We start from the raw sequence: 26,200 nt of genomic DNA, 5'->3' as shown, positions 1-26,200 counted from the left end.
ACCAAACTTGTCCCTTCTTAGTATTTTGGATACCATTTGAGATCACGGACAGCTTTAGTCATATCAGCTTCATTAACCTGTGCTAAGCCTTGTTCTTGGGCTTTCTTAGCAACAGCTTCAGCTACCTTGATAGATACATCAGCCACATATTTGAATGGAGGAAGGACAGGTGCACCCGGCTGTCCTGAGTTGACAATACCTGATAATGAATGTGCAGCCGCTCCAATCATCTCATCCGTCAAGAGCGAAGCTTCAGAAGCCAGCATGCCAAGTCCGAGACCCGGGTAGATCAGGGCGTTGTTTGCTTGACCGATTTCATAGTCAACACCCTTGTAGCTGACAGTTCCTGATGGAACACCAGTAGCGACGAAGGCTTTACCGTCTGACCATTCGATAACATGTTCAGCAGTCGCTTCCAATTTTTTAGTAGGGTTGGAGATAGGAAAGATAACCGGACGTTCAGTATTTTCACACATCGCCTCAACAACTTCTTTGGTGAAAGCACCAGCATCTGTAGATGTTCCGACAAGAATAGTTGGTTTCACTGTCTTGATGACTTCAAGAAGGCTGGTCATATCGCCGGCATTTGCAAAATCTGAGCGCTTTTTAGCAAATGGTTTTTGAGCCGGCGTCAAGTCTTCCATATCGTCAAAGAGGAGGCCTTGTTGGTCAATCATGTAGAAATGACTATAGGCTTCTTCTGAAGAAAGTCCTTCTGAAACCATTTCAGCATAAACGCGGTCAGCAATCCCAGCACCTGCAGAACCGCCGCCGTAGCAAAGGTAAACTTGGTCTGTTAATTTTTCACCAGTAATGTCCATAGCACCAAAGATACCGCCAAGGACAACGATCCCTGTACCTTGAATATCATCGTTGAAAGTTGGAATTTCTTTCTTGTATCGATTCAAAATATCAGCAGCTGTTGAACGGCCAAAGTCTTCCCAGTGCAGATAAAGTTTAGGGAAAAGTCTTTCAGCAGTTTGGACAAATTGATCAATGAAAGCGTCGTACTTTTCACCGCGGATACGCTCGTGGCGGTTGCCGAGGTACATTGGGTTGTTGAGAAGTTCTTCACGGTTTGTGCCAGCATCAATAACAAGCGGCATAACGCAGGCTGGATCGATACCAGCGGCAGCCGTGTAGACCATGAGTTTACCAACAGAGATATCAACCCCTTGCACACCCCAGTCACCAATACCAAGGATTCCTTCGGCATCTGTTGCTACAATCAAACGAATATCACGATTCCCCGCCGCATTTTTGAGCGTTTCTTCGATATTTTCCGGATGATTAATATCAAGGTAAGCGGCATATTGCGGATCAACAAACAATTCAGAATATTCTTCTATTGTTTCAGCAATAACGGGATCATAAACGATTGGGTTAAATTCGACAATATGCTGACTGAAAAGATAATAAAACAGTGTACGGTTTGTATTGAAAATTTCCATCAAAAAATGACGTTTCTCAAGATTAGATGGTTTACGAAGGAAATGCTGATAGGCTTGTTCAGCTTGCTCTTCCAGCGTTTGTACATAAGGCGGCAGAATACCGACCAAACCAAGCTCTTTACGTTCTTCCATAGTAAAGGCTGTTCCCTTGTTAAGAAAGGGGTCATTTAAAATTTCATGAGCTTTCATATTTTTCTCCTTTTGATGAATCATTTAACAGACATCAGTATAAAACTTTGGGAAAATTATAGTCAAACCTTACAGTTTTGATAAATATTATTTATAACAGCTCTAAAATTATGTTAAGATGGACGTAAAAGGAGAATATATGAATTTACGAGATTTAGAATACTTTTATCACTTGTCTCTTATAAAATCCTACACAGGAGCAGCCCGGCACTTTCATGTCAGCCAGCCGACTGTATCTTATGCTGTTAAACGTCTGGAGGAAGAATTGGGCTGCGATTTAGTTATCAAGGACAGCTCCCATCGGACAGTTGTTCTAACTGTTCAAGGCGATATTTTTGCTCATCATATTGAGGAGGTTTTGCTGCATGTCCGTTTGGGAATCAATGAGGTTAAACAATCCCTCAAACCACAGCTGACGATCGGCTTTCCTCCGATTATCGGAAATTATCTTATGAGCAAACTCGTCAATGCATCAAAAGATTTGTCGGTATTTTCCCACTTCAAAACCATTCGAGGAGGTTCCAAGTCCTTACTCATCAAACTGCTAAACGGGCAGCTGGATTTCAGTCTGCTGGGATCACTCTCGCCGCTCAGCTATGAACAATTAGACATAACGCCTCTGTTTAAACAACCTCTCTACCTTGTTTTGTCCCCTGAACATCCTTTAGCAAATGAAAAAGAACTGGCTTTCAAAGATGTTGTCAGCGAAAAATTTATTTTATTGGATGAGCACAATACCCATTTAGCAGCTTTCAAGGAGCTCAACCAACGCTATCAGAACAAAGCCGTTCCCTTCTTTGAAATTGACGATGTTTCTATTATTAAACAAATGGTCTCTGAAAATCTGGGAATCTCACTGCTTTCAGATATCGCTTTAGGTTCAGACAACCATCATTTGATCAAGATTCCTCTTGCCAAACAGGATCGTATTGATTTTCATGTCAGTTATGCCTACTCCAAGCATTCTGTATTAGCAGAGCCTGTTAAAAAATTGATTAAACTGCTTGACACTGTTGATTAAAGCCTCCCTTTGTTTGAAGCTGAGCATAAAATGAAGAGGAGAATCGCTGTTGAGATGCTCAATACAATCTTTTTGACAATTTCCGGATTATTGAAAATCGATTTTCACACTGTCCTGATTTCTTAAATGTCTAAGCAGAAAACAAAAAAAGACTTAGTTTCTGTTTTCTACAGAACTAAATCCTTTTTCACATATGGCAGACAGCGCACTGAAAATAACTGCTATTTCCCAAACAAACGGGCAAAGAAACCTTTTTTGACACCCTCTTGCTGATTTTGAATCTCTTCGACCTCTGCTTTTGCTTCATCCAGTTCCAGCTTGAGCTGTTCCTTATCCTGCATAGCTGTCAGGGTCAGCTGCTGCTGCTGGTCTAACTGTTTATCTTTTTCAGCAATCTGAACATCCTTAATCCGCAGCTGCTCATCCTTTGAATCCAGCTGGCTGTCTTTAGCCTTCAGCTGCTCATAAAGACGCGTAATTTCCGTATTTTTTTCGTCAATTAAAATTTCAAGAAATTCCCGCTGCTTTACTTCTTCACTGACGGGTTCGTCTTCAAAGATGGTTTTTTTATAAATTTCCTCTAATTTGATAAGGCCGGCACGGTTGACAACCGTAACCCCCTTATCATTTTTTTCAACGTATTCTTCAGGAAAAGATTTCACACGGTTATTAACTGCTTGCCGGCTCACTCCCAGAATTTCAGCCAATTCACTGACTGTCTTTTCAATTGCCATAATATCCTCATTTTTACAGAATTTATACTATGAAAATAGTATCATATCACCCTTAATCTGTCAATTTACGGCAGGAAAAGCAATGTTTTTCAAAAGCCTGTCAAAGCTGTCAGATTTATGCTAGAATGACAGTATGATACATTTTGATACGATTATTATCGGCGGCGGACCTGCCGGTATGATGGCTGCTGTTTCTGCTGGAAGTTATGGGCAAAAAGTCCTCCTCATTGAGAAAAACCGCAGGCTCGGCAAAAAGCTCTCCGGTACCGGCGGCGGCCGCTGCAATGTCACCAATAACGGCAGCCTCGATGACCTGATGGCAGGCATCCCAGGCAACGGGCGCTTTCTCTACAGTGTCTTTTCCCAGTTTGATAATCATGATATTATCCATTTTTTCGAGGAAAATGGGGTAGCCCTGAAAGTTGAAGATCATGGGCGCGTCTTTCCAGTAACGGATAAATCACAGACAATCATCCGCGCTCTGGAGGCAAAAATTCAAGAAACCGGCGGCACTGTGCTGACTAATACAGAAGTCACCTCAGTCAAAAAAAGAGATGACCTCTTTCAGGTCCAGTCAAAAGACCAGACCTTTACCTGTCAAAAACTGATTGTCACAACAGGCGGCAAATCCTATCCCTCAACCGGATCAACAGGATTTGGTCATGAAATTGCCCGCCATTTCAACCTTGGTCTAACGCCTCTCGAAGCAGCCGAAAGTCCGCTGCTGACAGATTTTCCTCACAAAGCTCTGCAGGGGATCTCACTTGATGATGTGACACTTAGCTGCGGCAGACACCAAATCACGCACGATATACTCTTTACGCATTTTGGTCTGTCCGGTCCTGCTGCGCTTCGGCTATCCAGCTTTGTTTCCGGCGGTGAGACTGCTAACCTAGACTTTTTGCCGCAGATGACATCTGCTGATCTGCTCAGCTATTTTCAGGAAAATCGTGAAAAATCCTGCAAAAATGCTCTTAAGGGTTTGGTTCCCGAACGTGTCGCCGACTTTCTGACTGCCGAACTGCCCGACAAAATTAAACACCTGACCCCAAGCCAAACACAAGAACTGGCAGACAAGCTCAAAAAACTGCCGATTAAAATTACCGGCAAGATGTCCTTGGCCAGATCTTTTGTCACTAAAGGCGGTGTTGAGCTTAGAGAAATCAATCCTAAAACACTGGAAAGCAAAAAAATTCCGGGACTCTTCTTTGCCGGCGAAGTCTTAGACATCAACGCCCACACAGGCGGATTTAACATTACATCTGCCCTGTGCACCGGCTGGGTCGCCGGCAGCGTTGCACTGTGAAATTTAGCTTTTTGCATTTCTTCCACACAAGACGACGGCGATTGGAAATTTCGATTTTTATAGTTAATGGATAAATTTTAAAAAGCTGAGATTCTCTATTGATCTCAGCTTTTTAGCGCTGTCATCAAGATATTCTGCTAAGCTGGTTTTTTCTTGCAAAGCTGCTTCATTACTGTTTCATTTTATCAAGGAATTTGCCCCTGATATCATCTCTGACAGCCTCTAAACTTTTTAGCTGATTGACCTGATGAATGCCATAAGCAATATTGTAAGCTGACGTCACAAAACGCGGGACGACCTTGCAGCAAATTTCCCGCCCAAAACGATAAAAAAATAAATTATAGGAGCTGCAGCGGCCGCCCGCAAACTCATTGAGGATATAGCTGCTGAGCAGCTGAACACTGTCTGCCAGACAATCCAAGTCACTGATATCAGAAATTCTGACATTAAATTCTGTAAAATCCTGCAAAGGATAGGAAGATATGGTAATTTCGGGCCCATGCTTAGATCCTTTATATATCTCCAAACCAGCAAAAGTTTTCTTATCCAAAGCTGCATAGGCATCTATATTTTTAAAGCCCACAAGCTGCGAATGCGGGTGTCTGAGGCTTCCGCCGGACAAGGGGCCAAAATTACGAAAGAGAACAACACTGCGGTAATCCTTGCAAGCTTCAAGCTCTGCCCATTTTTCAAACAGAAAGTCAAAAAGCTGACGGTTGACTGTTAGATCATAAGCTGAGATGTCTCCTTCATGCCAGTCGGACTCAATGATTAGGGTTTGATAGCTGTCTTGCAAGACAGGAAATTTATTTTCCACCCAAATCATGTCTTTTTTACTGTCTAAAATTTTGCCCAGCTCCGTCTGATCACAAAAGGGACAAGTGTCCTTGTTACTGGGTTTTTGGCTGGCAATATTGGAATTAAAAGTAAGCTTACGGTAAGTCATGGCAATGTTTTCCTCTCTGACTTGTTTATGAGATTATTCTAGCATAATTTTTGGTGATTGAAGCAAAAAGAACCGGCTTTTCGCCGGAACTTGTTCAAAACTCAGCTATAAATAATTTGCCTGCTGCTTTACTGTATAGAATTATTAATGCAGCTGTCATAGGCAGCGTAAGTTTTCTCATCAAACAAGACCCATTCGATGAGATCAAAAGTATCCGGATGTTCTCGGATATAACTGCTGACCTCGGCACAGGCAATTTGAGCAGCCTTGTCAACCGGGAAGTGATAAACTCCTGTTGCTATTGACGGAAAAGCAATCTTGCGAATGCCATGCTGAGCTGCCAGTTTCAAAGACTCACGATAGCAGGAGGCAAGCAGGTCGGCTTCCTTTTCTCTGCCGCCCTGCCACACCGGGCCAACCGTGTGAATAACGTAGCGGCAAGGAAGATTATAGGCCTTTGTCAGTTTGGCCTGACCGATCTTGCAGCCGCCAAGCTTTTTGCATTCTTCCAGCAGTTCTTTGCCTGCAGCCCTGTGAATAGCACCGTCTACACCGCCGCCTCCCAATAAGGTTCGGTTGGCTGCATTGACAATAGCATCAACGTTTTTGACCTTGGTAATGTCTCCTTGAATAATTTTCAGCATAAGCAGTACCTCAATAATGATTCTCCGGCAATCGTTCATTTATATCCTCTTGGCAGTCTGCTGTCTATTAAAACAGCAGGCGAACCGCAGCCATAGCCGCAATTCCTGTTAAAACAGCATAGAGTAAATTTTTGGACTTATAGGCAATATAAAAAGCAGGAAGACTGGCTAACACTTCCAGCCAGTGCACGTGCGGTAAGTGTCCGATTTTTTCATCAAGAAGGCTAGAAAAAGTCAGGGCAAAAAGGATAGACACCGGCAGATATTTCAAAAAACGCACCACAATATCAGGCAGACCCTTATACTTGACCAGAATAAAAGGAGCAATCCGGGGCAGCCAGCTGACCACAAAACCTAATAAAATAGCGGTTAAGACATAAGAATCAAGACTCATCCAGCATCACCCCCACTCCGCAGCCAATCAAAGTTGAGCAGAGCACTGCCAAAGCTTCTGAAATCAGCATCGAAAGCAGCAAAAAACTTCCTGCAACTGCTGAGAGAACAAGAAAAATTTTTTTGGTGCCTTCTGTCAAAGCCATGGCATCAAACTGACTGACCAAAAGCCCGATAAACATGGCAATCAAAGCAAAATCAAGACCGAAATTTTCCGGATTTGGAATGGTGTTGCCCAGTAAAGTTCCTGCAACAGTGGCTGATACCCAGGCTGAGTAGCTGAGAAGATTATTGCCGTGCATCCAGCTTGGTTGGATATTTTTATTGTGAACATTTTCCCCCAGCAGGACACCGTAGCTTTCATCGGTAATCAGTGTGCCGATGCCGATATTCTGCCAGAGGCTGGACTTGGTGAAGATGGTTGTTGCGTGCAGGCTCATGAGCATATTGCGCAGATTAACCAAAAAAACAGTCAGTGTAATCGTTCCTAAATCCGCACCTGAAACAAACATCGCAACCATGGCAAACTGAGCAGATCCTCCGTAAATCAAAAGGCTCATCAGCCCGACTTCCAAAGGAGACAGACCGGCAGCAGCTGCCACAATGCCAAAAGCAAGGCCTATGGAAATGTAACCTAAAGCTGTCGGCGCAGCATCTTTCATTCCTTCTCGAAATCCTTTTTCTTGCATCAAATCCCTCACATTTTTTATAATATTTTCATTATAGCACACAAAAATGCTCTTGAACACGGGAACAAGAGCATTTTTATCTGTTTGCTTTTATAAATTGTCTGCTTCTATCGCCTCAATCAGATCCAGCCTTTTTTGATGGCGGCCGCCCTCATATTCTGCCGTCAGCCAGCTATCTACAATCATCTTCGCCAGTTCAATCCCTACGACACGCGCTCCAAATGCAAGAACATTGGTGTTGTTATGCTGGCGGGAAAGCTTAGCTGAATAAGGCTCACTGCAGATAACACAGCGCACACCCTTGACCTTATTGGCTGCGATACCAATACCAACGCCTGTCCCACAGATTAAGATTCCTTTGTCAACCCGGCCCTCAGCAACCGCTTGAGCAACTGCCCTGCCCGACTGAGGATAATCAAAACGTTCCGTACTGTCTGTTCCAAAATTAACGACTTCATAGCCATAGGCTTCTCTGATGTAATCACTGATGGCTTTTTTGTAGCTAACAGCAACATGGTCATTGCCAATTCCGATTTTCATAATTTTTGCAGCTCCTTTATTAATTCCTGATAGCTTTTTTCTTTGCCAAAAAGCGCACTGGTTCCCAAAACAAATCCATCACAGCCCATCTCTGACAGCTCTGCTATAATTTGCGGACTGCAGGCTCCGTCGATGATGATCTTGTAATGATAGTTTTCTCTCATATCCAGAAACACTTTGATTTTTTCTTTGACTGTTGGCAGAAATGCCTGTCCTGCAAAGCCCGGATTAACTGTCATTACCAAAAGATAGTCGCACAGCCCCAAAACTTCCTTTACAGTCAAAGGATTCGTATCAGGGTTAATAGCAAGACCTGCCAGCTTCCCTCTGCTTTTGATGTAGGCCAGCGTCTTTGAAACATAGCGCTCACTCTCAGGATGAATGTAAATCAAATCAGCACCGGCAGTGATGAACCAGTCAATCTTACTGCCGGGATTTTCAATCATGAGATGGCAGTCTACCATTTTGCTGGTCTGCCGGCGGACTGTCTCAATATCCATCATTCCCATTGCCATATTAGGAACAAAGCTGCCGTCCATCACATCGCAGTGAAAAATATCGGCGCCGGCCAGATCAAGCTCTGTCACTTCTTTTTTGAGGTTCCCAAAATCAGCACACATCATGCTTGGACATAATAATTTTGCCATACTTGCTCTTCTTTCTAAAGGATGCCTAAGGATAATCAAACACCGACCTGGCGGCAAAGCAGTAGTTTGATTGTCAAAGTGTATAAAAAAATCCAATTCCCGAAAAATATCAGAAATTGGATTTTGACCATCGCTAAGCAGCTGTCATTTTACCTTTAAAGAGACAATATCATTAATGGAAGCATCAAACTGATCAGAAATCACCGTCAGGTGCTTCAAATCAAAGGCTTTAACATTGGAAGTCTGGTGAAATTTTGAGCTGTCGCACAAGAGGAATAACTGGTTGGAATGTTCCTTAACAATCCTCTTTTTAACAGCTTCTGCCAGTGTCGGTGTCGTTCCGCCGCTGGCTTTTGACAGGCCGTTTATCCCTAAGAAAGCCTTGTCAAAATACAAGTTTCCCAAATTTTCTTCGGTCAGGCTGCCTTTCAAAGAAGATGTTTTAGGATTGTATTCACCGCCCAGCAGAATAATTTTAGCTGCAATCGGTTCATGAAAAGCAAAAATATCTGTATTGGTCGTATAAATCGTTATTTTCCTGTCAAAAATCTGCTCAAAAAGAGCGGAGCAGGTGGACCCTGAATCAAGATAAATCACGTCTCCATCTGTAATTTCTCTAGCAGCCAGCTGAGCAATTTTCGCTTTTTTATCACTGTTCAAAGTATTTTTTTGCGAAATCGGCAGCTCCCTGACTGTCGAGTTAAGCTTTACCGCTCCTCCTGACAAAGCTTCAATCTTGCGAGCTTTCTCCAATTCTTTTAAATCCCGTCTCAAGGTTGACATTGATACGCCGCTGATTAATTCTTGCAGCTGGTCAATTTTTACAATTTCCTTATTTTCAATAATTTCTAATATTTTTTGCTGTCTCTCATATGGAATCATTATCAGTCACCTTCACTTTATACTAATAATGATACCATATTTGACCTGCATTTTCATTTACGCTAATTTATCTTCTTTCGTTGTGAAAATATAACCTAAAACAGCACCGACGACCACTGAGATAGCAAGACCGATAATACCATTGATAACATTGGCATTGCCTGCAATGAAAGCCGGGAAAGTCGTTACACTGCCGAAAACAAAGGCATTCGTCACCACTTTGGTAAGGCCTAAGTACGCTCCGCCGACAGCACCGCCGATAATTTGAGCCAGAAACAGTTTCTTGTTTTTGACCAGTAGGCCAAACAAAGTCGGTTCAATAATAGCTGACAAAGCAATCGTTACCACACCAGTCAGGGCAAAATTCTTCAGATTTTTGTCTTTTCCTTTGAGGTAAACACCGATTGCTGTTCCGATAACCGCAAAATTACAAGCAAAAGTCAAAGGACAGATATAGTCAAAACCATTTTGAGAGATATTATTGATCATAATCGGATTGACCGCCCAGTGAATACCAAAGCTGACCAGCACACTCCAGCCGCCGCCGATGACAATTCCTGTCAGAAGGCCGCTTCTTTCAATCAGCCAGTTGACGCCATTAGCAATCAATTCGCCGCCATATACACCCACTGGTCCAATAACAATAACCGTTAAAGGCACCATAATTAAAAGAGAAATCAAGGGAACAACAACCAGTTTCAGTGTTTCAGGGATATGTTTATCCAGCCATTTATAAAGATAAGAATAAGCCCAGATGGTTAAAATGATTGGAACAACCGTTGAATTATAATTCATCAAAACAACCGGAATACCAAAGAAATTGGTCATTGCCCCATTCCCTGTTTTTCCCAGCAAGGCGATAAAATCAGGATGCAGCAGTGCAGCCCCGATCAAAGCTGAAATATAAGGGCTGGCACCAAAACGCCGGGCAGAGGTAAAGGCCAGCAAAACAGGCAGGAAGTAAAAGACGCTCATTGATGCAGCAAATAAGATAGCGTAAGTTCCGCTTTTTTCACTGACCAGACCCAGCTGCACTGCAAGAATAAGCAGACCTCTTAAAATACCGGAGCCTGCTAAAGCCGGCAAAAGAGGAGCAAAAATACCAGAAATAGCTGAGAACACTTTACTGATGAGGCTGCCGCCTTCTTCTCCTCCTTCATCCAAGCTGTTATTCTCATTTCCCTTAACCAGAATTTCAAATTCATCGTAAACATGGGGAACCTCTGTACCAATCAGGATCTGATACTGGCCGGCCTTGTTGATGACATCCACAACACCATCAACATTTTTAACAGCTTCATCATCTGCTTTGGAGCTGTCTTTTAAATTTAAACGCAGTCTGGTTGCGCAGTGCGTCATATTCAAAATATTTTCAGAGCCGCCGATGTGATTTAAAATCTCTTTGGCTGTTTTTTTGTAATCGACCATTTTATTCTCCTTTAATTGATGGAAAGTTTAATTTCCCTTAAAAAACTCAAGCATCAGCTGACTTGCCGCTACCGCGTCATTCTTATCAATAACAGACTGTATGTACTCCAGTCCTGTTTTATCAATCAAATGTTCCAGATACTGAATCATCTGTATATTTTGCTCGCATTCCTTTGATGCATCCTCAATAACGGGGAAGGTATCAAAATAGATAACCCCGTCATACTGGTGCTTCTTCAGATAATAAAGCAGCTCAAGCGTCTTAAAAGGTGAAGAAGTCCCAATCATAAGCCCGTCATCATTAAGACCGTAGCCATCATTGAGGTGGATACCGTAAAGCTTATTTTGGCTGCCAAAAAGATCCGCAGCAAAAGCCGGATTCTCGTGCTTCATCAGCATGTGACAGTAATCCAGTGTTACACCGACGTTTTTTCTGTTGACATCATGCAGCATCATACCAGTCACACCCATGCTGTCAATAAAGGCATAAGCCCGCGGCTGAAAAGGCTTGTATTCAATGCTGATATGCAAGTCAGGTGCATAGTCTGCAATCGTCTGATAGGCAGATGTCAGCTGCTGCCAAACTTTTTGATAGTTTATTTGAAAACTGTAGTCAAAGCCATCAAAACCCAGCCAAATGGTGACGACTTTCCCGCCTGCCTGACGGCAGTAATCAGCAGCATCCTTACACAGCTGCAGAGCTTCCTGGGCAACCTGAGGGTCTGCATTCCCCAATTCACCATTGATAAAGTCTTCCCTAAAACGCAGGGCAACTCCGTTTAAAGCTAAATTATTGTCCGCCAGCAGGGACTTCATCTCTTTTGTTTCATAGCCTTTGACATGCTCCGGATAGTTGAGGTCAACATATTCCAGACCCAGCTCTTTGAAACGTTTAAAAACCTCCTTGATATCATTGTTATTGACAGGTAAAAATGAATTGATGCGTGTTGCTAATTTCATGATATTTCCTTTCTATGTAGCTACAACTGTATTATAGCTTTTTTGTTAACCGTTTTCAATCATTTTTTGCCATTTTTTTTAATATTTTTTCATTTATTTTCGTATTTTGCCGATTTAGGACAAAAAAAGAAGCAGGCTCCAGAACAGAACTTTTAAAAGTTCTGTTCTGGCCTTGCTTCTTGAATTACTTTTATTCTAAACTGTCAAATGCTAAACTCGGCTGAGCGTTCAAATCTAAGGCCGCAAAATGACCCTTCTCATATTCTACAGCAGCAGCATAGGCTATCATGCCGGCATTGTCACCGCAAAGGCGCAAGGGCGGGATAATAACATTAACATCTGATATTTCCTCTTTCAGACGTTCCCGCAGTCCCTGATTAGCCGCAACTCCTCCTGCTACCACCAGCGTTTTGACAGGATATTGCTCCAAAGCCTTCTTGGTTTTGGCTAAGAGAATATCTAAGACAGCAGCCTGAAAAGATGCACACAGGTCTTCAACAGGCAGCTCTTCTCCTTTTTGTTCGGCGTTGTGATGAAGATTGATAAAGGCCGATTTTAATCCGGAAAAAGAAAATTCCAGATTGTCTTCCTTAATCATCGCTCTTGGAAAATCATAAATATCCTGCCCTTTATGAGCCAGTTCATCAATCTCACGCCCTGCAGGATAGCTCAGCCCCATCACTCGTCCGACCTTGTCATAAGCCTCTCCTACCGCATCATCCCGCGTTTCCCCGATAATCTTGTACTGGCCTGCTTTTGCTACATAGACCAGCTCGGTATGGCCGCCCGATACCAAAAGCGCCAAAAGCGGATACTGCAAATCAGCAGTGCTCTGGGCTGCCATCAAGTGCCCTGCCATGTGATTAACCGGAATTAAGGGCAAACCGTGCGCCCAAGCAAAGGCCTTGGCTGCTGACATTCCAACCAGCAGTGCTCCAACAAGCCCCGGGCCGTAAGTCACCGCAACAGCTGACAAATCTTCTGCTTGAATACCAGCCTCTTTTAAAGCATCTTCTATGCACAAGGTAATAACCTCTACATGATGCCGGCTGGCAACCTCAGGTACGACGCCGCCAAAGCGCTTGTGACTTTCCACCTGACTGGCAATAACGTTACTTAAAAGCTGATTGTCATTTTTTAAAACGGCCACACTGGTCTCATCACAAGACGATTCAATGGCTAAAATATATCTGTCTGTCATTATCTTACTTTCTTTTTTTACCTTGTTTAAAAACCTGCAAAGCGTCCTTCCCGCTTCATCAAAATAGCATCTTCAGATGGATTGCGATAGTAGTTTTTTCGCTTGGCAACAGCTTTAAAGCCAAATTTTTGATAAAGACTCTGCGCAGCCTGATTGGAAGCTCTAACTTCCAAAAAGACAGGCAGCTGTTCATCTTTTATGAAGGTGCTCATAAGCTGACTGCCCAGCCCTTTCCCCTGATAAGCATTCTTAACAGCAATATTAGTGACTTCAAGCTCCCCCACTAAGTGCTGTATGGATAAAAAACCAACAATCTCCCTGCCTTCATAGGCAAAAAAGTAATCCGCCTCTGCTCGGTTCATATCCGCCAAAATCTGATTTTGACTCCAAGGAGACTGAGTATAAACATCCTCTAAAATGGCAAAAACAACCGCGGCTGTTCCCAGATTCTTTTCATCTCTCATCATTATACCCGCTTGATGTAAGAATCCGATGTTTCCTTATGATCTTTGAGCCATTTCTCTTCTGCTTCCACCCGCTTCAGATAGTTAGGAACAAAAGCGTTGGCATCAACTGCCGGCAGGTGCTGACCGAGCTTACCGATTTCAAGAGCAGACGGAAGCACTTCAATTACCCGAGCCTGCGGGAAATTCTGTAAAATTTCCTCATGAAAAGCTGCCACTTCTCCGGCAAAGGTCAGTTGTTCTTTTCCCTGCAAATGTTCCAAAACATCTTGAAATGCTGCATGCCGGTCAGCTTCTACTGCTTTGCCATTTTCATAGAAACCAACATAGACATTGCGGCGTCTGGCATCCATGATAGGAATAACCAAGCCCTTCGAGTGACTGCTGAGAGCAAGTGCCTGCAAACTGGAGACGCCCACTAAATCAATGGCAAGTGTATAAGCCAGCGTTTTAGCGGTAGCTGCAGCAACACGCAGTCCCGTGTAAGAACCAGGCCCTTCCGCAACCACAATACGGTCTAAATCGGCTGGCTTCAAATCTGCTGATTGCAGCAGAAAATCAATCGCAGGCATCAGACTGACACTGTGATTTTTTTTAATATTTAAGGTCATAGATGCCAAAAGATGCTCCTCCTCTAAAAGAGCAACGGACATCGTTTTACTTGACGTATCAAATGCTAAAATTTTCATAACTTTTCCTTTATTTCTTCTCATCCCAGAGCAAACGGCGCTTGAGTTTTTCTTCGTAAGAGCTGCCTTTTCTCCTAGACATGAACCTTTTACTATTGTACACCATATTATCTCAATTGTTTATTATTTTCCTTCAAAAATATAGCATAAAACTAAGGGACTGTCATCTTTTTTTAAATAAATCCCTGCCAACTTTTGAACCGCACCTCAACAGTTAGACTAAACATCTGGCGGATTGAGAATTTTATCCTAATGCTTTTACTAACGTCTTAAATTATGGTATAATTTTAATAATTGCAACGAATTAAGATTAAATCTATTACTCATAAAAATTTCATAATATCCTGTCAAATATAGCAAGGTTCTGTATTTGACCGATTTTTTGTAGTTTGGATTAATCATGATATAGCAGAAAGGATTAAAATGATTTACAAAGTTTTTTATCAAGAAACCCAAGACCGCAGTCCGCGCCGCGAACAGACAAAAGCTCTCTACCTCGATATTGATGCTAAGGATGAACTTGAAGGACGCATCAAAGCCCGCCAAACAGTTGAGGAAAAAACAGCTTATAATGTTGAATTTATTGAGCTTCTTTCAGACAGCCACCTGGAATACGAAAAAGAAACAGGTGCCTTTGAACTGACGGAGTTCTAAGATGGCAAATATTAATTTAAAAACCGAAGAAGTCGGTGTTTATGCTATTGGCGGACTGGGAGAAATCGGTAAAAACACCTATGGCATTGAATACCAAGATGAGATTATCATTGTTGATGCGGGGATTAAATTTCCCGAAGACGATCTCCTTGGTATTGACTATGTGATTCCAGATTATTCTTATATTGTGGACAATATTGACCGCATCAAGGCGCTCGTCATCACACACGGTCACGAAGACCATATCGGCGGCATTCCCTTCCTTTTAAAGCAGGTCAATATTCCTATTTATGCAGGTCCTTTGGCACTTGCATTGATTCGCGGGAAATTGGAAGAGCATGGCCTTTTGCGCGACGCTAAATTATACGAGATTAACCATAATACTGAACTGACCTTCAAAAACCTCAGTGTCACTTTCTTTAGAACCACCCACTCCATACCCGAACCCTTAGGAGTTGTTATCCACACCCCGCAAGGAAAAATCGTTTGTACCGGGGATTTCAAATTTGACTTTACACCAGTTGGTGAGCCGGCAGACCTTCACCGTATGGCTGCTCTTGGCGAGGATGGGGTGCTCTGCCTTTTGTCAGATTCGACCAACGCTGAGATTCCAACTTTTACGAATTCTGAAAAAGTTGTCGGGCAATCCATCATGAATATCATTGAAGGCATTCACGGACGGATTATTTTTGCCTCTTTTGCCTCCAATATTTTTCGTTTGCAGCAGGCTGCCGATGCTGCTGTCAAAACGGGACGCAAAATCGCTGTCTTTGGCCGTTCCATGGAAAAGGCCATCGCAAACGGGATTGAATTAGGCTATATCAAGGTCCCTAAGGGAACTTTTATTGAGCCCAACGAAATCAAAGAATACCATGCCGGTGACCTTATGATTATGTGTACCGGCAGTCAGGGTGAATCAATGGCAGCTCTGTCACGGATTGCTAATGGAACACACAGACAGGTTCAGCTGCAGCCCGGTGACACCGTTATTTTCTCATCAAGTCCGATTCCCGGCAATACAACCAGTGTTAACAAGCTGATCAATACTATTCAGGAAGCCGGTGTTGAGGTCATTCATGGCAAAGTCAACAATATCCATACATCCGGACACGGCGGACAGCAGGAACAAAAACTGATGCTGCGCCTGATTAAGCCAAAATTCTTCATGCCTGTTCACGGCGAGTACCGCATGCAAAAAGTCCATGCCGGACTGGCTATCGATACAGGTATTCCTAAAGATAATATCTTTATCATGGAAAACGGTGATGTCTTGGCCTTGACGAAAAATTCTGCCAGAAGAGCCGGACACTTCAATGCTCAGGACATTTATGTTGACGGAAACGGTATCGGCGACATTGGTGCGGCAGTTCTGCGCGACCGGCGTGACTTATCTGAAGACGGTGTCGTTTTAGCCGTTGCAACAGTTGATTTCAAAACCAAAATGATTCTGGCAGGTCCCGACATCCTCAGCCGCGGTTTCATATACATGCGGGAATCAGGTGATCTTATTCGCAGCAGTCAGCGCATTCTTTTCAATGCCATTCGCATTGCTCTGAAAAACAAAGAGGCCAGTATCCAATCTGTCAACGGAGCTATTGTCAATGCACTCAGACCTTATCTTTATGAAAAAACTGAGCGCGAACCCATTATTATCCCTATGATTTTAACTCCTGACAAACAATAAGCTATCAAAAAACACTTAAGCTTCAGACCTTAAGTGTTTTTTTGATAGTATTTGCAAAAAGAAAAGAGAGGTGGGACAAGGACTTCCAATTAGCAGTAGTTCATTGGTGCTAAAGCACCTAATGAACTGTGCAGGGGTAAGATTAAGTCGGCTAAGCTAACAAGCCTTACTCCCAACCACTGCGTTAAATATGTGATGCTTCATAAATTGAAAGAGTTTGAGACTTTTGTCCCAAACTCTTGAATGTTTGATTTTTAATTGGCATAAATATAGCTGACAGTTCCCGGTGTACCGCTGTTATTAGGGTCAAACCAGCCGCGGTAGTTATCAAGCCATTGTTGATCTTTATAATTGGATTCCAGAACTTGAATTTTGCCATCTTGACCAACAGCTGTTACATAGGCAACATGGCCATAACCGCCATCTGTCCAGCACATGATAGAACCTACTGCAGGAGTGCTGCCGACGCTGTAACCCTGTGCTGCTGCACTGGCAGCCCAGTCGCCGCCATTGCCCCACCAGTCACCGGCCCAAGTTGCTACTTCCTTAACTCCCCAAGTGCATTGACCAACAGGATAAGTATTGCCATCAGCTGCCGCTGCTGCTTCTGCAGGAGCTGCAGCCGGTGCTTGTGCCTGACTATTGTCTGCAGGCGTTGGAGCTGCAGGAGCGTTAACGGTTAAGGTTTGCCCTGGTAAAATGAGACTGGTAATGTCTTTCCCGTTAAGTGCCGCTAATTCATAGGCATCCATGTTATACTTTTGGGCGACACTAAAAAAGGAATCTCCTTCTTGAAGAACATACTCATCAGCTTTAGTTACTTGATCTCCTAAAAAGCCTACCGCTGCTGTCACAGCTACTGCCAAGGCAGCCTTTCCTAAAAATTTAGCTGTTGTACTCTCTTTTATCATGACAATATATAACCTCCGAAAAGTGATATAATCATGATAACCTACAAATATTTCAGCTGTTTTAAGCCTAAGTTAAGAAAACAACAATTCTTATCGTCGAAAAATGACATTTCCCGCAAAAAAAGCCAGAAATACTCATTCTGGCTTTTAATATATGGTTTTTTCTTAATAAAGATCAAGGTAATTATCTACTTCCCACTGTGAAACAAAGGCCGCATAGCTTGACCATTCAATACGTTTTGCTTCTAAGAAGTTGACATAAATGTGCTCACCGAGAGCTGCTTTCACGACTTCATCTTCCTGCAGAGCCTTGAGGGCGTTGTGAAGAGTTGACGGAAGATCGAGTATCCCTGCTTCTTTACGCTCCTCAGCCGTCATGATATAAATATTAGATTCAACAGGTGCCGGTGCTTCAATTTTATTTTCAATACCATCAAGACCTGATTCCAAAAGCACAGCAAGCGCTAAGTATGGGTTGGCTGTCGGATCAACTGAACGCAGTTCCAAACGTGTGCTGACTCCGCGCGATGCGGGAACACGAATCAAAGGCGAGCGGTTGCGTCCGGCCCAAGCGATATAAACCGGTGCTTCATAACCGGGAACCAAACGCTTGTAGGAATTAACCGTCGGATTCATGATAGCCGTGTAGCTGTAAGCATGCCTCATCAAACCGCCCAAGAAATAATAAGCATCCTGTGACAGCTGCATGCCGCGCGGATCATTCGGATCAAAGAAAGCATTGCCGTCTTTACCAAACAAAGACATATTGCAATGCATACCGGATCCTGCGATACCGTATTTTGGCTTAGCCATAAAGGTAGCATAGAGTCCGTGTTTACGAGCAATCGTTTTAACAACTAATTTAAAGAGCTGAATTTTATCACAAGCAGTTAAGACATCGGCATACTTAAAGTCAATTTCATGCTGTCCGACAGCCACTTCGTGATGGCTGGCTTCGACTTCAAAGCCCATCTTGGTCAGAACATTTACAATTTCACGGCGTGTATTATCGGCAAGATCGGTCGGCGCCAAATCAAAATAGCCGCCCTTGTCATTGACCTCAGTTGTTGGATTGCCGAGATTGTCCATTTTGAAGAGGAAAAATTCCGGTTCCGGTCCCAGGTTAAATGATTTATAACCAATTTCTTCCATGTGGTGCAGCGCTTTTTTAAGATTGCCGCGCGGATCACCCGGGAAAGGTTCACCTTCTGATGTGTAAATATCACAAATAAGACCAGCAACAGCACCATTTTCATCTCCCCAAGGAAAGACGGTCCATGTATTCAGATCCGGATAAAGATACATATCAGATTCATTGATACGGACAAATCCCTCAATTGAAGAGCCATCAAACATTGCCTTATTTGAAAGTATTTTTTCTAGTTGTTCGTCAGTAGCTGGAATCTCCACATTCTTCATAGTTCCCAAAATGTCGGTAAACATTAAGCGAAGGAAGGTAACATTTTTCTCTTTAACTTCACGACGAATGTCAGCTGCTGTGATTGCCATAAAGGCCTCCTTTTAAATATGAAATAAAAATTATGCTACGCATGCCACTACATACGTAAACCGCCAAGGGGTTGCGTCGGGTTGGAAAAGCGACCCTGATTTCGGAGTTCATCATGCAAGATACGGCGAACGTCCGCATCCGTAAGAGTCTTCTTTTTCTTCAAAGCCCTGTCTTTACGATCAGCATATTCTTTCTTAATAGCTGCAATATTTAAGCCTTCATCTAAGAAATCCTTAATTTCAAGCAAAGTATCCATATCATTTAAAGAATAAAGCCGACGATTGCCCGAACTACGATCTGGTGTCAGCAGCCCTTGATCTTCATAATATCGAATTTGACGAGCCGTCAAATCTGTTAATTTCATAACGGTACCAATAGGAAACACTGCCATTGACCGTCTCAGTTCTTTTTCTTTCACGATTTCCCTCCTTTCATTGTCTATTATATTCTGAAAATAAAAGAGTGTCAACCCTTATGTCATATTTTCTGACACAAAAAACTGAAATTAGCTTTTCTCTTTGAAAAATATCTCCCGCAGCTTGTCAATATCTGTGTTTACCGCGGTAGCAATGAAAACCCCGACGAAAGTTTCAAATATTCTGGCACAAACATACAAAATCGTTTCATCTTTGGGAATAGAAAGGGTAATGATAAGCAAGGCTGCAACACCGCCGATAATCCCTGTTTTATTATTCATGGCAACATTGGTCATAATTGTTAACATGGTAAAAATCGGAACAAAAACAAGTGTCACCCAAAACTGATAATGCAGCATACCGTTCAGCAAGAAAAAAATCATTGAATAAAAACCGCCGATACTGTTCCCTACAATTCTGGATGTTCCAAAGTGGACACTTTTATCAAAATCCTCACGCAGGCTGAAAACAGCCGTTAAAGTCCCGATTTGGAGTCCTTCCCAGCCAAAAAAATGAAATAAAAGAAGAACTAAAAAGACTGCAGCTCCAGTCTTTATAGTGCGCATGCCCAGTTTAAAGTTATTCGTTTCAAATTTATAAGACCTCAAAAGGTGCTTAAGCTTATTCATAGGTCCATTCACCATCATTTTATGATTTGAAAGATTAACGGGAGTTTACCAGTCAGCTTGCATGAGATGCAAATAGCTTCCCAGAGCTTTCTCCAGATTAATTTTCTCTTTCATTTTACCATATTATAAGGTCTTCAGCCATCTGCTTCCGATTTGATTTCAATACGGCAGAAAAATGCCTAACTCCACCTGAAACAAGCTTAAAATCACAAGCGGCTGTTAGAGGTCAGACTGAGTCAGCTTATCTGTCAGTGCTGCCAAGCCTAATAGTACTTTATACTTTGCTATCGTTTTTAGTTTGCTCCATTTCACAGAAACTCTGGCAATGCATAGAAAAAGCACCTTTCAGTGCTTTTTCGAGTTCTCAAATTTCGCAGTAGCTGAATGGCAGTTCACCTCATTACATCTGTGACCAGCCTATTCAGCCTTGCGGGGGTGCGTCTACGAAATCAAAGATTTCTGACTTACCGCCTATTTTTCAGTAAGTGCTGCTAAACCTGGCAACACTTTACCTTTACCTCCGCTGATTTTCTATGCTCACTTTGTTTCGCGGAAAATCTAGCGTATGTACTAGAAAAGAGTTGTATTCACAACTCTTTTCGTCGCAAGATTTTATTTCTCAGTAAGAGCCGCAAGTCCTGGAAGTACTTTACCTTCTAACAATTCCATACTTGCGCCTCCGCCCGTACTAATCCATGAGAATTTGTCTGCACGGCCGAGGTTGATAGCTGCAGCAGCTGAGTCACCGCCGCCGATGATTGATTTAACACCTGGCTGTTTCACGATAGCATCCATGACACCAATTGTACCAGCTTGGAAGTCAGGATTTTCAAAGACACCCATAGGACCGTTCCAAACAACTGTTTTGGCACCAGTCAATTCTTCATCGAACTTAGCAATAGATTTAGGGCCGATATCAAGACCGAGGAATCCCGGATCAATAGCTTCACCTTCAGTATCACGCACTTCAGTGTAGTCAGCAAATGCGTTTGCTTCTTTTGAGTCAACCGGCAGGATCAATTTGCCATTTGATTTTTCAAGAAGAGCTTTAGCGATATCCAGCTTGTCTTCTTCGACAAGTGAATCACCGATTTCAATTCCTTGAGCCTTAAGGAATGTATAAGTCATACCGCCGCCGATAAGAACCTTATCAGCTTTTTCAAGAAGATTTTCAATAACACCGATCTTATCTGAAACTTTTGAACCACCGAGAATAGCGATGAATGGACGAACTGGGTTGTCAACAGCTTCTTGGATGTAAGCAATTTCGTTTTCAAGAAGGAAACCGGCAACTGCTTTTTCAACGTTTGCTGAGATACCGACGTTTGATGCGTGAGCACGGTGAGCTGTACCAAAGGCATCATTTACGAAGATACCGTCGCCAAGGCTGGCCCAGTATTTACCAAGTTCCGGATCATTTTTTGATTCTTTCTTGCCGTCAACATCTTCAAAACGAGTGTTTTCAACCAAGAGAACCTGTCCGTCTTCCAAAGCATTGATAGCAGCTTCCAATTCAGCACCGCGTGTGCTGCCTGGGAAAACAACATCCTGACCTAATTTAGCAGCCAAATCCTTAGCTACAGGAGCAAGTGATTTACCTTCCTTGTCAGCTTCTTCTTTCACACGTCCAAGGTGAGAAAACAGCACTGCACGGCCGCCGTGCTCAATGATATACTTAATAGTAGGGAGAGCCGCAGTAATACGGTTATCGTTAGTGATAACGCCATCTTTCAAAGGTACATTAAAGTCAACGCGAACGAGAACTTTTTTACCTTTTAAATCAACGTCTTTAACAGTCAATTTAGCCATGAATGTAGACTCCTTAAAAAATTTTTATACATGCTAATTATATCACAAAATTTTCCAAAGTGGAATCCGTAAAGCCGTTTCATTTCCTAATTTGCAAAATAAAATGTCATTCTCACAGCGCAAATCTGCAGGCATGAAAAAAGAGTAAGACCATAAACATTGAAAAGATACGCCTTACTCTTTGATCCGGCAAACAGCAAACTTGCAGACTGCCCTAACTAAAAATTAACCTGATCTGGATTTTGCTGGGTTTTAACGCCTTCAAGCTTGTCTAACTTGCTGATATCCTCTTCGTTCAAATCAAAGTCAAAGATATGCAGATTAGCCTCAATATTCCTAGGAGTCACTGACTTGGGCAAAGGCAGGAAGCCTTTTTGCAGTGACCAGCGCAGGGCAACTTGGGCGGCTGATTTATTATATTTATCAGCAATTTCTTCCACCACCGGATTGCCAAAGATTGTTCCGGTTCCTAACGGACTGTAGGCTTCCAAGAGAATATCATTGTCTCTGCAAAAAGCAACTAATTCTTCCTGAACACAGCCCGGTGCTAAAAGAATCTGATTGACATGCGGCTTAACCTCAGCTGTTTCAAACAGTGCTTCCAAGTGATGAATCATAAAGTTCGAGACACCAATCGCACGGACTTTGCCTGCCTTGTAAGCTTCTTCCATGGCCTTCCAAGCACCGGCATTGCCTTCTTTCCAAGCGTCATTTTCCCGCAAGGCTTTAGGATTGGGCCAATGAATCAAGAGAAGATCCACATAGTCAACACCAAGTTTTTCAAGCGATTCGTCAATAGAAGCTTTAGCCAGTTCATAATCATGTTTGTCATTCCAAACCTTTGTTGTTAAAAAGATATCTGAACGCGCTATACCGCTGTCTGCAATTGCTTTTCCGACACTGACCTCATTGCCGTATGCCTGTGCAGTGTCTACATGACGGTAGCCTACTTTAAGAGCATGACGAACACTGTTATAAGCCTCGTCGCCATCAGGAATCTGCCAAGTTCCAAAACCAATCTTTGGGATTTCAACACCATTATTTAAAGTATAAACTTCCATATTTCTCCTCCATTTTAAAATGTTTCCATTGGATCGTAAGATGCTTTGATAATTTCTTTCACATCATCCACTGTTAAATTAACGAAGCGATTGCTGGACAGACCGCCGTGCAAAACGGCCTGTTCGCTCATTTCCGAGAGTAAATCTTGATTTTCAATTCCTACTTCTGGCAAGGTCATTGGTATTTCAAGCTGTTCCTTGAAGAACTCATACGTTTTTTGAACCACCCGTCGGGCTAATTCTTCATCAGTTCCCTTGGTTAATCCCCAGACATTACGGGCATAGTCTGCAAATTTTGCATGCGTCGTGCTGTCTTTATCAAGGCAAAATCTCATCCAGCGCGGAGTCAAAATGGCAAGTCCGATACCATGCGTAATATCATAGTAGGCCGACAATTCATGCTCTATCGGGTGGCAGCTCCAGCCGCCCGTGCGGCCTTGTCCGACTAAACCATTCAGCGCAAGCGTTGAACTCCAAAATAGATTTGCCCGTGCGTCATAATTTTCCGGCTCTTGAATAGCAACCGGTGCATGCTTGATAATCGTTTTCAGCAGTCCTTCTGCAATGCTGTCTTGAACATCAACAGCTTCAGTACGGTTAAAATATTGTTCAAACAGATGGCTCATCATGTCTGCTGCACCGGCAGCTGTCTGCCATTTTGATACAGTATAGGTTAATGTCGGGTCTAAAAATGATGCCTGCGGAATTAAATTCCAGCCGCTCGTTCCTAATTTTTCATTTGTCTCAGGATTAGAAATAACAGCATTGCGGTTCATCTCTGTACCAGTTGCGGCCAAAGTTAAAATATCAACAATAGGTACGGCTTTGTCAACCTTGCTTCTGTCTATCACCAAATCCCAAGCATCACCGTCATAGTAAACACCGGCGGCAATTACTTTACTGGCATCAACAACAGAACCGCCCCCAACAGCTAAGATAACATCCAGTTGATTTTCCTGAATTAAGCGCACGCCTTGACGGACGGAATCAATTTTAGGATTGGGTTCAATTCCTGGTAATTCTACAAAACTAAAACCGGCATCCTTTAGAAGTGTCACAACTTTATCATAGAGACCCGATTTCTTTATAGATCCTCCCCCATAAGCCAGCAAAACACGTTTACCATAAGGAGAAAGTACCTCAGGCAGCTCCTCTAGCCGATCTTTCCCAAAACGAATGTCAGTCGGAATGTGTAAGCGAAAATTTTCCATTGTTCACTCCTTTCTACTGGTTAAACATAACTGTTTCAAAATCAAAAACATCAGGAAGATGATGAGAGATGGAATATTCGAACACACGGCAATTATCCAGACTGCCAACTTGTTCGATTTCCATTAAAAAGTCAGTTTCTGCAAGATTCATCTCTGTTTGCTCCAGTTTGGTGGGACGCACACCAGAAACCTTGACGAAGGCACTGTGTACCTTACGCTTTAGTTCCTTAGTAATATATTCGTAAATGGAGCGTTCAAGATGCTGCCGTTTTAATCCCGGAATAACTGCAATCGGCATAAAGGTATACTCAATGATAATCGGCCGTCCTTCCAAAATACGTAAGCGGATAATCTCATAGACAAAATCATCTGCTGTTAAAGACAGCTTTTCAGCCACAGTCGAAGAAGGATGAGTCACTTCAAACTTCAAAATCCGAGACGTTAATTTATCCTGATAATCATGATAGGTCCCCTTCAAGGAATAGAGATGCGCAAGCTCCTCCACCTTCCAGTCTCTGACAAACGTACCGTCTCCCCTGCGCCGAATAATATAGCCTTCAGCTACAAGCAAATCCAAAGCCCTTTTTAAAGTCATTAAACTGACCCCGTAAGCCTTAGCCAAACTAATGCCGTCAGGCAAATACTCATGAACAGGATAGGTACCATCTTGAATTTTTGAACGAATGTCATGGCAGATACTGAGATATTTAGGTGTTACTTTACCTATAAAATCACCTCCCTTTTATCTATGAAACAGCTTTCTTTTATTATAGCACCAGCTTTTTTAAAAGTCTATAATTTTAAAATAACAGATATAGCTTTTTAATTTTTTTAAACAAAATAAAAAGAAGGCCGGAGCCTTCTTCTTTTACAATCACTATTATTTAGCGATTTTTGCAAAGTACTCAAGCGTACGAACAAGTTGTGAAGTGTATGACATTTCATTATCATACCAAGAAACAACTTTAACCAATTGTTTGCCGTCAACAGTTTGTACTTTAGTTTGAGTAGCATCGAACAATGAACCAAATGACATACCTACGATATCTGAAGAAACGATTGGATCTTCAGTATAACCGTATGATTCATTTGAAGCTGCTTTCATAGCTGCGTTAACTTCATCAACAGAAACTTCTTTATCAAGAACTGCTACCAATTCAGTAACTGATCCAGTTGGAACAGGAACACGCTGAGCAGCACCGTCAAGTTTTCCGTTCAATTCAGGAATAACAAGACCGATAGCTTTTGCAGCACCTGTTGAGTTAGGAACGATGTTAGCTGCAGCAGCACGAGCACGGCGAAGGTCACCTTTACGGTGTGGTCCGTCAAGAACCATTTGGTCACCAGTGTAAGCGTGGATAGTAGTCATCAAACCTTGTTTTACACCAAAGCTGTCATGCAAAGCTTTTGCCATTGGTGCAAGACAGTTTGTAGTACATGAAGCACCTGAGATAACTGTTTCAGTACCATCAAGCGTATCGTGATTTGTGTTGAAAACAATTGTTTTTACATCGCTTCCGCCAGGAGCTGTGATAACAACTTTTTTAGCACCGCCGTTAGCATGCAAATGTTTTTCAGCAGCTTCTTTAGTTGCAAAGAAGCCAGTTGCTTCAAGAACGATTTCTACACCGTCAGCAGCCCAGTCAATTTTTGTAGGATCAGCTTCAGCAGAAACTTTAACGAATTTGCCGTTAACTTCAAATCCGCCTTCTTTAACTTCAACGTTACCATCGAAGCGGCCTTGAGTTGAATCATATTTCAACAAGTGTGCAAGCATATTTGGATCTGTAAGGTCATTGATGCGTGTAACTTCAACACCTTCTACGTTTTGGATACGACGGAAAGCAAGACGTCCGATACGACCGAAACCGTTAATACCAACTTTAACTACCATTAGTGATTTCCTCCTTATGAAAATCAAAAAAATTTATTTTAAAAGGCAGAGCCTTTTAGACAATTGTGAAAAGATTAACTTACACAAGTATAAACCAACCTTTTAACACCCTTATTATATAATTATTTTAAGAAAATTGCAAACGATTTTCCCTAATGAAAAGAAAAAAGGAGAACGAAAAACCAGCCTTTGTCAAGCGGAATTTCGCGTTCTCCTTTTTGAATCAAGACTATGAAG

Annotated in this window: 27 protein-coding genes; 4 read left to right on the top strand and 23 right to left on the bottom strand. The window is 42.5% G+C overall.

Translation table 11 applies throughout. The annotated features are described in order from the left end of the window. Positions 1-17 precede the first annotated feature (17 nt). Complete coding sequence (locus AC4HAF_RS01215) at positions 18-1,640, bottom strand: malolactic enzyme (protein ID WP_491096340.1); 1,623 nt, start codon at positions 1,638-1,640, stop codon at positions 18-20. 139 nt (positions 1,641-1,779) lie between these two features. On the opposite strand from AC4HAF_RS01215, the gene AC4HAF_RS01210 reads away from it, so the two are divergent. After that, a complete protein-coding gene (locus tag AC4HAF_RS01210; RefSeq protein ID WP_491096339.1) occupies positions 1,780-2,661 on the top strand; it encodes a LysR family transcriptional regulator in 882 nt (293 codons plus the stop codon). Between the two features lie 221 nt (positions 2,662-2,882). Here the strand turns inward: AC4HAF_RS01210 and AC4HAF_RS01205 are convergent, their stop codons facing one another. Next, positions 2,883-3,395: a DUF536 domain-containing protein gene (locus AC4HAF_RS01205; protein WP_491091785.1), complete on the bottom strand. Its 513-nt coding sequence runs from the start codon at positions 3,393-3,395 to the stop codon at positions 2,883-2,885. A 133-nt stretch (positions 3,396-3,528) separates the two neighbouring features. Between AC4HAF_RS01205 and aao the strand changes: the two genes are divergently transcribed. Next, entirely contained in the window at positions 3,529-4,701 is a 1,173-nt protein-coding gene (gene aao, locus AC4HAF_RS01200; RefSeq protein WP_491096338.1) for an aminoacetone oxidase, read from the top strand. A 169-nt stretch (positions 4,702-4,870) separates the two neighbouring features. Here the strand turns inward: aao and AC4HAF_RS01195 are convergent, their stop codons facing one another. The 12 genes from AC4HAF_RS01195 to tsaB form a co-directional block, all read right to left on the bottom strand. After that, entirely contained in the window at positions 4,871-5,647 is a 777-nt protein-coding gene (locus tag AC4HAF_RS01195) for a DUF4931 domain-containing protein (RefSeq protein ID WP_491096337.1), read from the bottom strand. Between the two features lie 128 nt (positions 5,648-5,775). After that, positions 5,776-6,291 carry an O-acetyl-ADP-ribose deacetylase gene (locus tag AC4HAF_RS01190; protein WP_491096399.1) on the bottom strand — a complete coding sequence of 172 codons (516 nt, stop codon included), beginning with the start codon at positions 6,289-6,291 and terminating at the stop codon, positions 5,776-5,778. A gap of 67 nt (positions 6,292-6,358) precedes the next feature. Next, positions 6,359-6,685 (bottom strand): AzlD domain-containing protein, encoded by a 327-nt coding sequence (locus AC4HAF_RS01185; protein WP_491091781.1) that lies wholly within the window; start codon positions 6,683-6,685, stop codon positions 6,359-6,361. Next, entirely contained in the window at positions 6,675-7,373 is a 699-nt protein-coding gene (locus tag AC4HAF_RS01180) for an AzlC family ABC transporter permease (RefSeq protein ID WP_491096336.1), read from the bottom strand. Before AC4HAF_RS01180 ends, AC4HAF_RS01185 begins: the two co-directional genes overlap by 11 nt. 90 nt (positions 7,374-7,463) lie before the next feature. Then, positions 7,464-7,913: a ribose 5-phosphate isomerase B gene (rpiB, locus tag AC4HAF_RS01175; RefSeq protein WP_491096335.1), complete on the bottom strand. Its 450-nt coding sequence runs from the start codon at positions 7,911-7,913 to the stop codon at positions 7,464-7,466. Continuing rightward, positions 7,910-8,560, bottom strand: a complete 651-nt coding sequence (locus AC4HAF_RS01170; RefSeq protein WP_491096334.1) for a ribulose-phosphate 3-epimerase — start codon at positions 8,558-8,560, stop codon at positions 7,910-7,912. The genes rpiB and AC4HAF_RS01170 overlap by 4 nt, the downstream gene beginning before the upstream one ends. Positions 8,561-8,704: 144 nt before the next feature. Then, positions 8,705-9,442, bottom strand: a complete 738-nt coding sequence (locus AC4HAF_RS01165; RefSeq protein ID WP_491096333.1) for a DeoR/GlpR family DNA-binding transcription regulator — start codon at positions 9,440-9,442, stop codon at positions 8,705-8,707. Between the two features lie 57 nt (positions 9,443-9,499). After that, the gene (locus AC4HAF_RS01160) at positions 9,500-10,870 is read right to left on the bottom strand and encodes a PTS transporter subunit EIIC (protein WP_491096332.1); all 1,371 of its coding nucleotides are present in this window, start codon (positions 10,868-10,870) and stop codon (positions 9,500-9,502) included. 27 nt (positions 10,871-10,897) lie between these two features. Next, complete coding sequence (locus AC4HAF_RS01155; RefSeq protein ID WP_491096331.1) at positions 10,898-11,830, bottom strand: sugar phosphate isomerase/epimerase family protein; 933 nt, start codon at positions 11,828-11,830, stop codon at positions 10,898-10,900. Between the two features lie 190 nt (positions 11,831-12,020). Then, positions 12,021-13,031, bottom strand: a complete 1,011-nt coding sequence (gene tsaD / locus AC4HAF_RS01150; RefSeq protein WP_491096330.1) for a tRNA (adenosine(37)-N6)-threonylcarbamoyltransferase complex transferase subunit TsaD — start codon at positions 13,029-13,031, stop codon at positions 12,021-12,023. A 26-nt stretch (positions 13,032-13,057) separates the two neighbouring features. Next, complete coding sequence (gene rimI / locus AC4HAF_RS01145) at positions 13,058-13,498, bottom strand: ribosomal protein S18-alanine N-acetyltransferase (RefSeq protein WP_491091774.1); 441 nt, start codon at positions 13,496-13,498, stop codon at positions 13,058-13,060. Next, on the bottom strand, positions 13,498-14,184 hold the full coding sequence (tsaB, locus tag AC4HAF_RS01140) for a tRNA (adenosine(37)-N6)-threonylcarbamoyltransferase complex dimerization subunit type 1 TsaB (protein ID WP_491096329.1): 687 nt from the start codon (positions 14,182-14,184) through the stop codon (positions 13,498-13,500). Before tsaB ends, rimI begins: the two co-directional genes overlap by 1 nt. Before the next feature lie 423 nt (positions 14,185-14,607). Between tsaB and AC4HAF_RS01135 the strand changes: the two genes are divergently transcribed. Continuing rightward, complete coding sequence (locus AC4HAF_RS01135; RefSeq protein WP_491091770.1) at positions 14,608-14,838, top strand: DNA-dependent RNA polymerase subunit epsilon; 231 nt, start codon at positions 14,608-14,610, stop codon at positions 14,836-14,838. A gap of 1 nt (position 14,839) precedes the next feature. Next, positions 14,840-16,522, top strand: a complete 1,683-nt coding sequence (rnjA, locus tag AC4HAF_RS01130; protein WP_491096328.1) for a ribonuclease J1 — start codon at positions 14,840-14,842, stop codon at positions 16,520-16,522. A gap of 254 nt (positions 16,523-16,776) precedes the next feature. Here rnjA and AC4HAF_RS01125 read toward each other — a convergent pair whose 3' ends face one another. The 9 genes from AC4HAF_RS01125 to gap all read right to left on the bottom strand — a co-directional run bounded on the left by AC4HAF_RS01125 (position 16,777) and on the right by gap (position 25,963). Continuing rightward, the gene (locus AC4HAF_RS01125; protein WP_491096327.1) at positions 16,777-17,433 is read right to left on the bottom strand and encodes a COG3942 and LysM peptidoglycan-binding domain-containing protein; all 657 of its coding nucleotides are present in this window, start codon (positions 17,431-17,433) and stop codon (positions 16,777-16,779) included. A 165-nt stretch (positions 17,434-17,598) separates the two neighbouring features. Beyond that, positions 17,599-18,942, bottom strand: a complete 1,344-nt coding sequence (gene glnA / locus AC4HAF_RS01120; RefSeq protein WP_491091767.1) for a type I glutamate--ammonia ligase — start codon at positions 18,940-18,942, stop codon at positions 17,599-17,601. Between the two features lie 47 nt (positions 18,943-18,989). Continuing rightward, on the bottom strand, positions 18,990-19,361 hold the full coding sequence (locus AC4HAF_RS01115; RefSeq protein WP_491091766.1) for a MerR family transcriptional regulator: 372 nt from the start codon (positions 19,359-19,361) through the stop codon (positions 18,990-18,992). 87 nt (positions 19,362-19,448) lie between these two features. Further along, a complete protein-coding gene (locus AC4HAF_RS01110) occupies positions 19,449-19,988 on the bottom strand; it encodes an FUSC family protein (RefSeq protein WP_491096326.1) in 540 nt (179 codons plus the stop codon). A 612-nt stretch (positions 19,989-20,600) separates the two neighbouring features. After that, positions 20,601-21,797 (bottom strand): phosphoglycerate kinase, encoded by a 1,197-nt coding sequence (locus AC4HAF_RS01105; RefSeq protein WP_491096325.1) that lies wholly within the window; start codon positions 21,795-21,797, stop codon positions 20,601-20,603. 218 nt (positions 21,798-22,015) lie between these two features. After that, positions 22,016-22,858, bottom strand: coding sequence for an aldo/keto reductase (locus AC4HAF_RS01100; protein WP_491096324.1), 843 nt, complete (start codon positions 22,856-22,858; stop codon positions 22,016-22,018). A 14-nt stretch (positions 22,859-22,872) separates the two neighbouring features. After that, the gene (locus AC4HAF_RS01095; protein WP_491096323.1) at positions 22,873-24,069 is read right to left on the bottom strand and encodes an iron-containing alcohol dehydrogenase; all 1,197 of its coding nucleotides are present in this window, start codon (positions 24,067-24,069) and stop codon (positions 22,873-22,875) included. Positions 24,070-24,082: 13 nt separating this feature from the next. Further along, positions 24,083-24,742, bottom strand: a complete 660-nt coding sequence (locus AC4HAF_RS01090) for a GntR family transcriptional regulator (RefSeq protein ID WP_491091815.1) — start codon at positions 24,740-24,742, stop codon at positions 24,083-24,085. 207 nt (positions 24,743-24,949) lie between these two features. Next, the gene (gene gap / locus AC4HAF_RS01085; RefSeq protein ID WP_491091762.1) at positions 24,950-25,963 is read right to left on the bottom strand and encodes a type I glyceraldehyde-3-phosphate dehydrogenase; all 1,014 of its coding nucleotides are present in this window, start codon (positions 25,961-25,963) and stop codon (positions 24,950-24,952) included. Positions 25,964-26,200 lie beyond the last annotated feature (237 nt).

This window comes from Streptococcus sp. ELY_90, assembly GCF_058314475.1.
This window is presented reverse-complemented; position numbering and strand designations above follow the sequence as displayed.

What these genes read in the sequence shown, in the direction of transcription:
- AC4HAF_RS01215 (WP_491096340.1), bottom strand. Translation starts at nt 1,640, where the DNA reads ATGAAAGCTCATGAAATTTTAAATGACCCCTTTCTTAACAAGGGAACA.
- AC4HAF_RS01210 (WP_491096339.1), top strand. Translation starts at nt 1,780, where the DNA reads ATGAATTTACGAGATTTAGAATACTTTTATCACTTGTCTCTTATAAAA.
- AC4HAF_RS01205 (WP_491091785.1), bottom strand. Translation starts at nt 3,395, where the DNA reads ATGGCAATTGAAAAGACAGTCAGTGAATTGGCTGAAATTCTGGGAGTG.
- aao (WP_491096338.1), top strand. Translation starts at nt 3,529, where the DNA reads ATGATACATTTTGATACGATTATTATCGGCGGCGGACCTGCCGGTATG.
- AC4HAF_RS01195 (WP_491096337.1), bottom strand. Translation starts at nt 5,647, where the DNA reads ATGACTTACCGTAAGCTTACTTTTAATTCCAATATTGCCAGCCAAAAA.
- AC4HAF_RS01190 (WP_491096399.1), bottom strand. Translation starts at nt 6,291, where the DNA reads ATGCTGAAAATTATTCAAGGAGACATTACCAAGGTCAAAAACGTTGAT.
- AC4HAF_RS01185 (WP_491091781.1), bottom strand. Translation starts at nt 6,685, where the DNA reads ATGAGTCTTGATTCTTATGTCTTAACCGCTATTTTATTAGGTTTTGTG.
- AC4HAF_RS01180 (WP_491096336.1), bottom strand. Translation starts at nt 7,373, where the DNA reads ATGCAAGAAAAAGGATTTCGAGAAGGAATGAAAGATGCTGCGCCGACA.
- rpiB (WP_491096335.1), bottom strand. Translation starts at nt 7,913, where the DNA reads ATGAAAATCGGAATTGGCAATGACCATGTTGCTGTTAGCTACAAAAAA.
- AC4HAF_RS01170 (WP_491096334.1), bottom strand. Translation starts at nt 8,560, where the DNA reads ATGGCAAAATTATTATGTCCAAGCATGATGTGTGCTGATTTTGGGAAC.
- AC4HAF_RS01165 (WP_491096333.1), bottom strand. Translation starts at nt 9,442, where the DNA reads ATGATTCCATATGAGAGACAGCAAAAAATATTAGAAATTATTGAAAAT.
- AC4HAF_RS01160 (WP_491096332.1), bottom strand. Translation starts at nt 10,870, where the DNA reads ATGGTCGATTACAAAAAAACAGCCAAAGAGATTTTAAATCACATCGGC.
- AC4HAF_RS01155 (WP_491096331.1), bottom strand. Translation starts at nt 11,830, where the DNA reads ATGAAATTAGCAACACGCATCAATTCATTTTTACCTGTCAATAACAAT.
- tsaD (WP_491096330.1), bottom strand. Translation starts at nt 13,031, where the DNA reads ATGACAGACAGATATATTTTAGCCATTGAATCGTCTTGTGATGAGACC.
- rimI (WP_491091774.1), bottom strand. Translation starts at nt 13,498, where the DNA reads ATGATGAGAGATGAAAAGAATCTGGGAACAGCCGCGGTTGTTTTTGCC.
- tsaB (WP_491096329.1), bottom strand. Translation starts at nt 14,184, where the DNA reads ATGAAAATTTTAGCATTTGATACGTCAAGTAAAACGATGTCCGTTGCT.
- AC4HAF_RS01135 (WP_491091770.1), top strand. Translation starts at nt 14,608, where the DNA reads ATGATTTACAAAGTTTTTTATCAAGAAACCCAAGACCGCAGTCCGCGC.
- rnjA (WP_491096328.1), top strand. Translation starts at nt 14,840, where the DNA reads ATGGCAAATATTAATTTAAAAACCGAAGAAGTCGGTGTTTATGCTATT.
- AC4HAF_RS01125 (WP_491096327.1), bottom strand. Translation starts at nt 17,433, where the DNA reads ATGATAAAAGAGAGTACAACAGCTAAATTTTTAGGAAAGGCTGCCTTG.
- glnA (WP_491091767.1), bottom strand. Translation starts at nt 18,942, where the DNA reads ATGGCAATCACAGCAGCTGACATTCGTCGTGAAGTTAAAGAGAAAAAT.
- AC4HAF_RS01110 (WP_491096326.1), bottom strand. Translation starts at nt 19,988, where the DNA reads ATGAATAAGCTTAAGCACCTTTTGAGGTCTTATAAATTTGAAACGAAT.
- AC4HAF_RS01105 (WP_491096325.1), bottom strand. Translation starts at nt 21,797, where the DNA reads ATGGCTAAATTGACTGTTAAAGACGTTGATTTAAAAGGTAAAAAAGTT.
- AC4HAF_RS01100 (WP_491096324.1), bottom strand. Translation starts at nt 22,858, where the DNA reads ATGGAAGTTTATACTTTAAATAATGGTGTTGAAATCCCAAAGATTGGT.
- AC4HAF_RS01095 (WP_491096323.1), bottom strand. Translation starts at nt 24,069, where the DNA reads ATGGAAAATTTTCGCTTACACATTCCGACTGACATTCGTTTTGGGAAA.
- gap (WP_491091762.1), bottom strand. Translation starts at nt 25,963, where the DNA reads ATGGTAGTTAAAGTTGGTATTAACGGTTTCGGTCGTATCGGACGTCTT.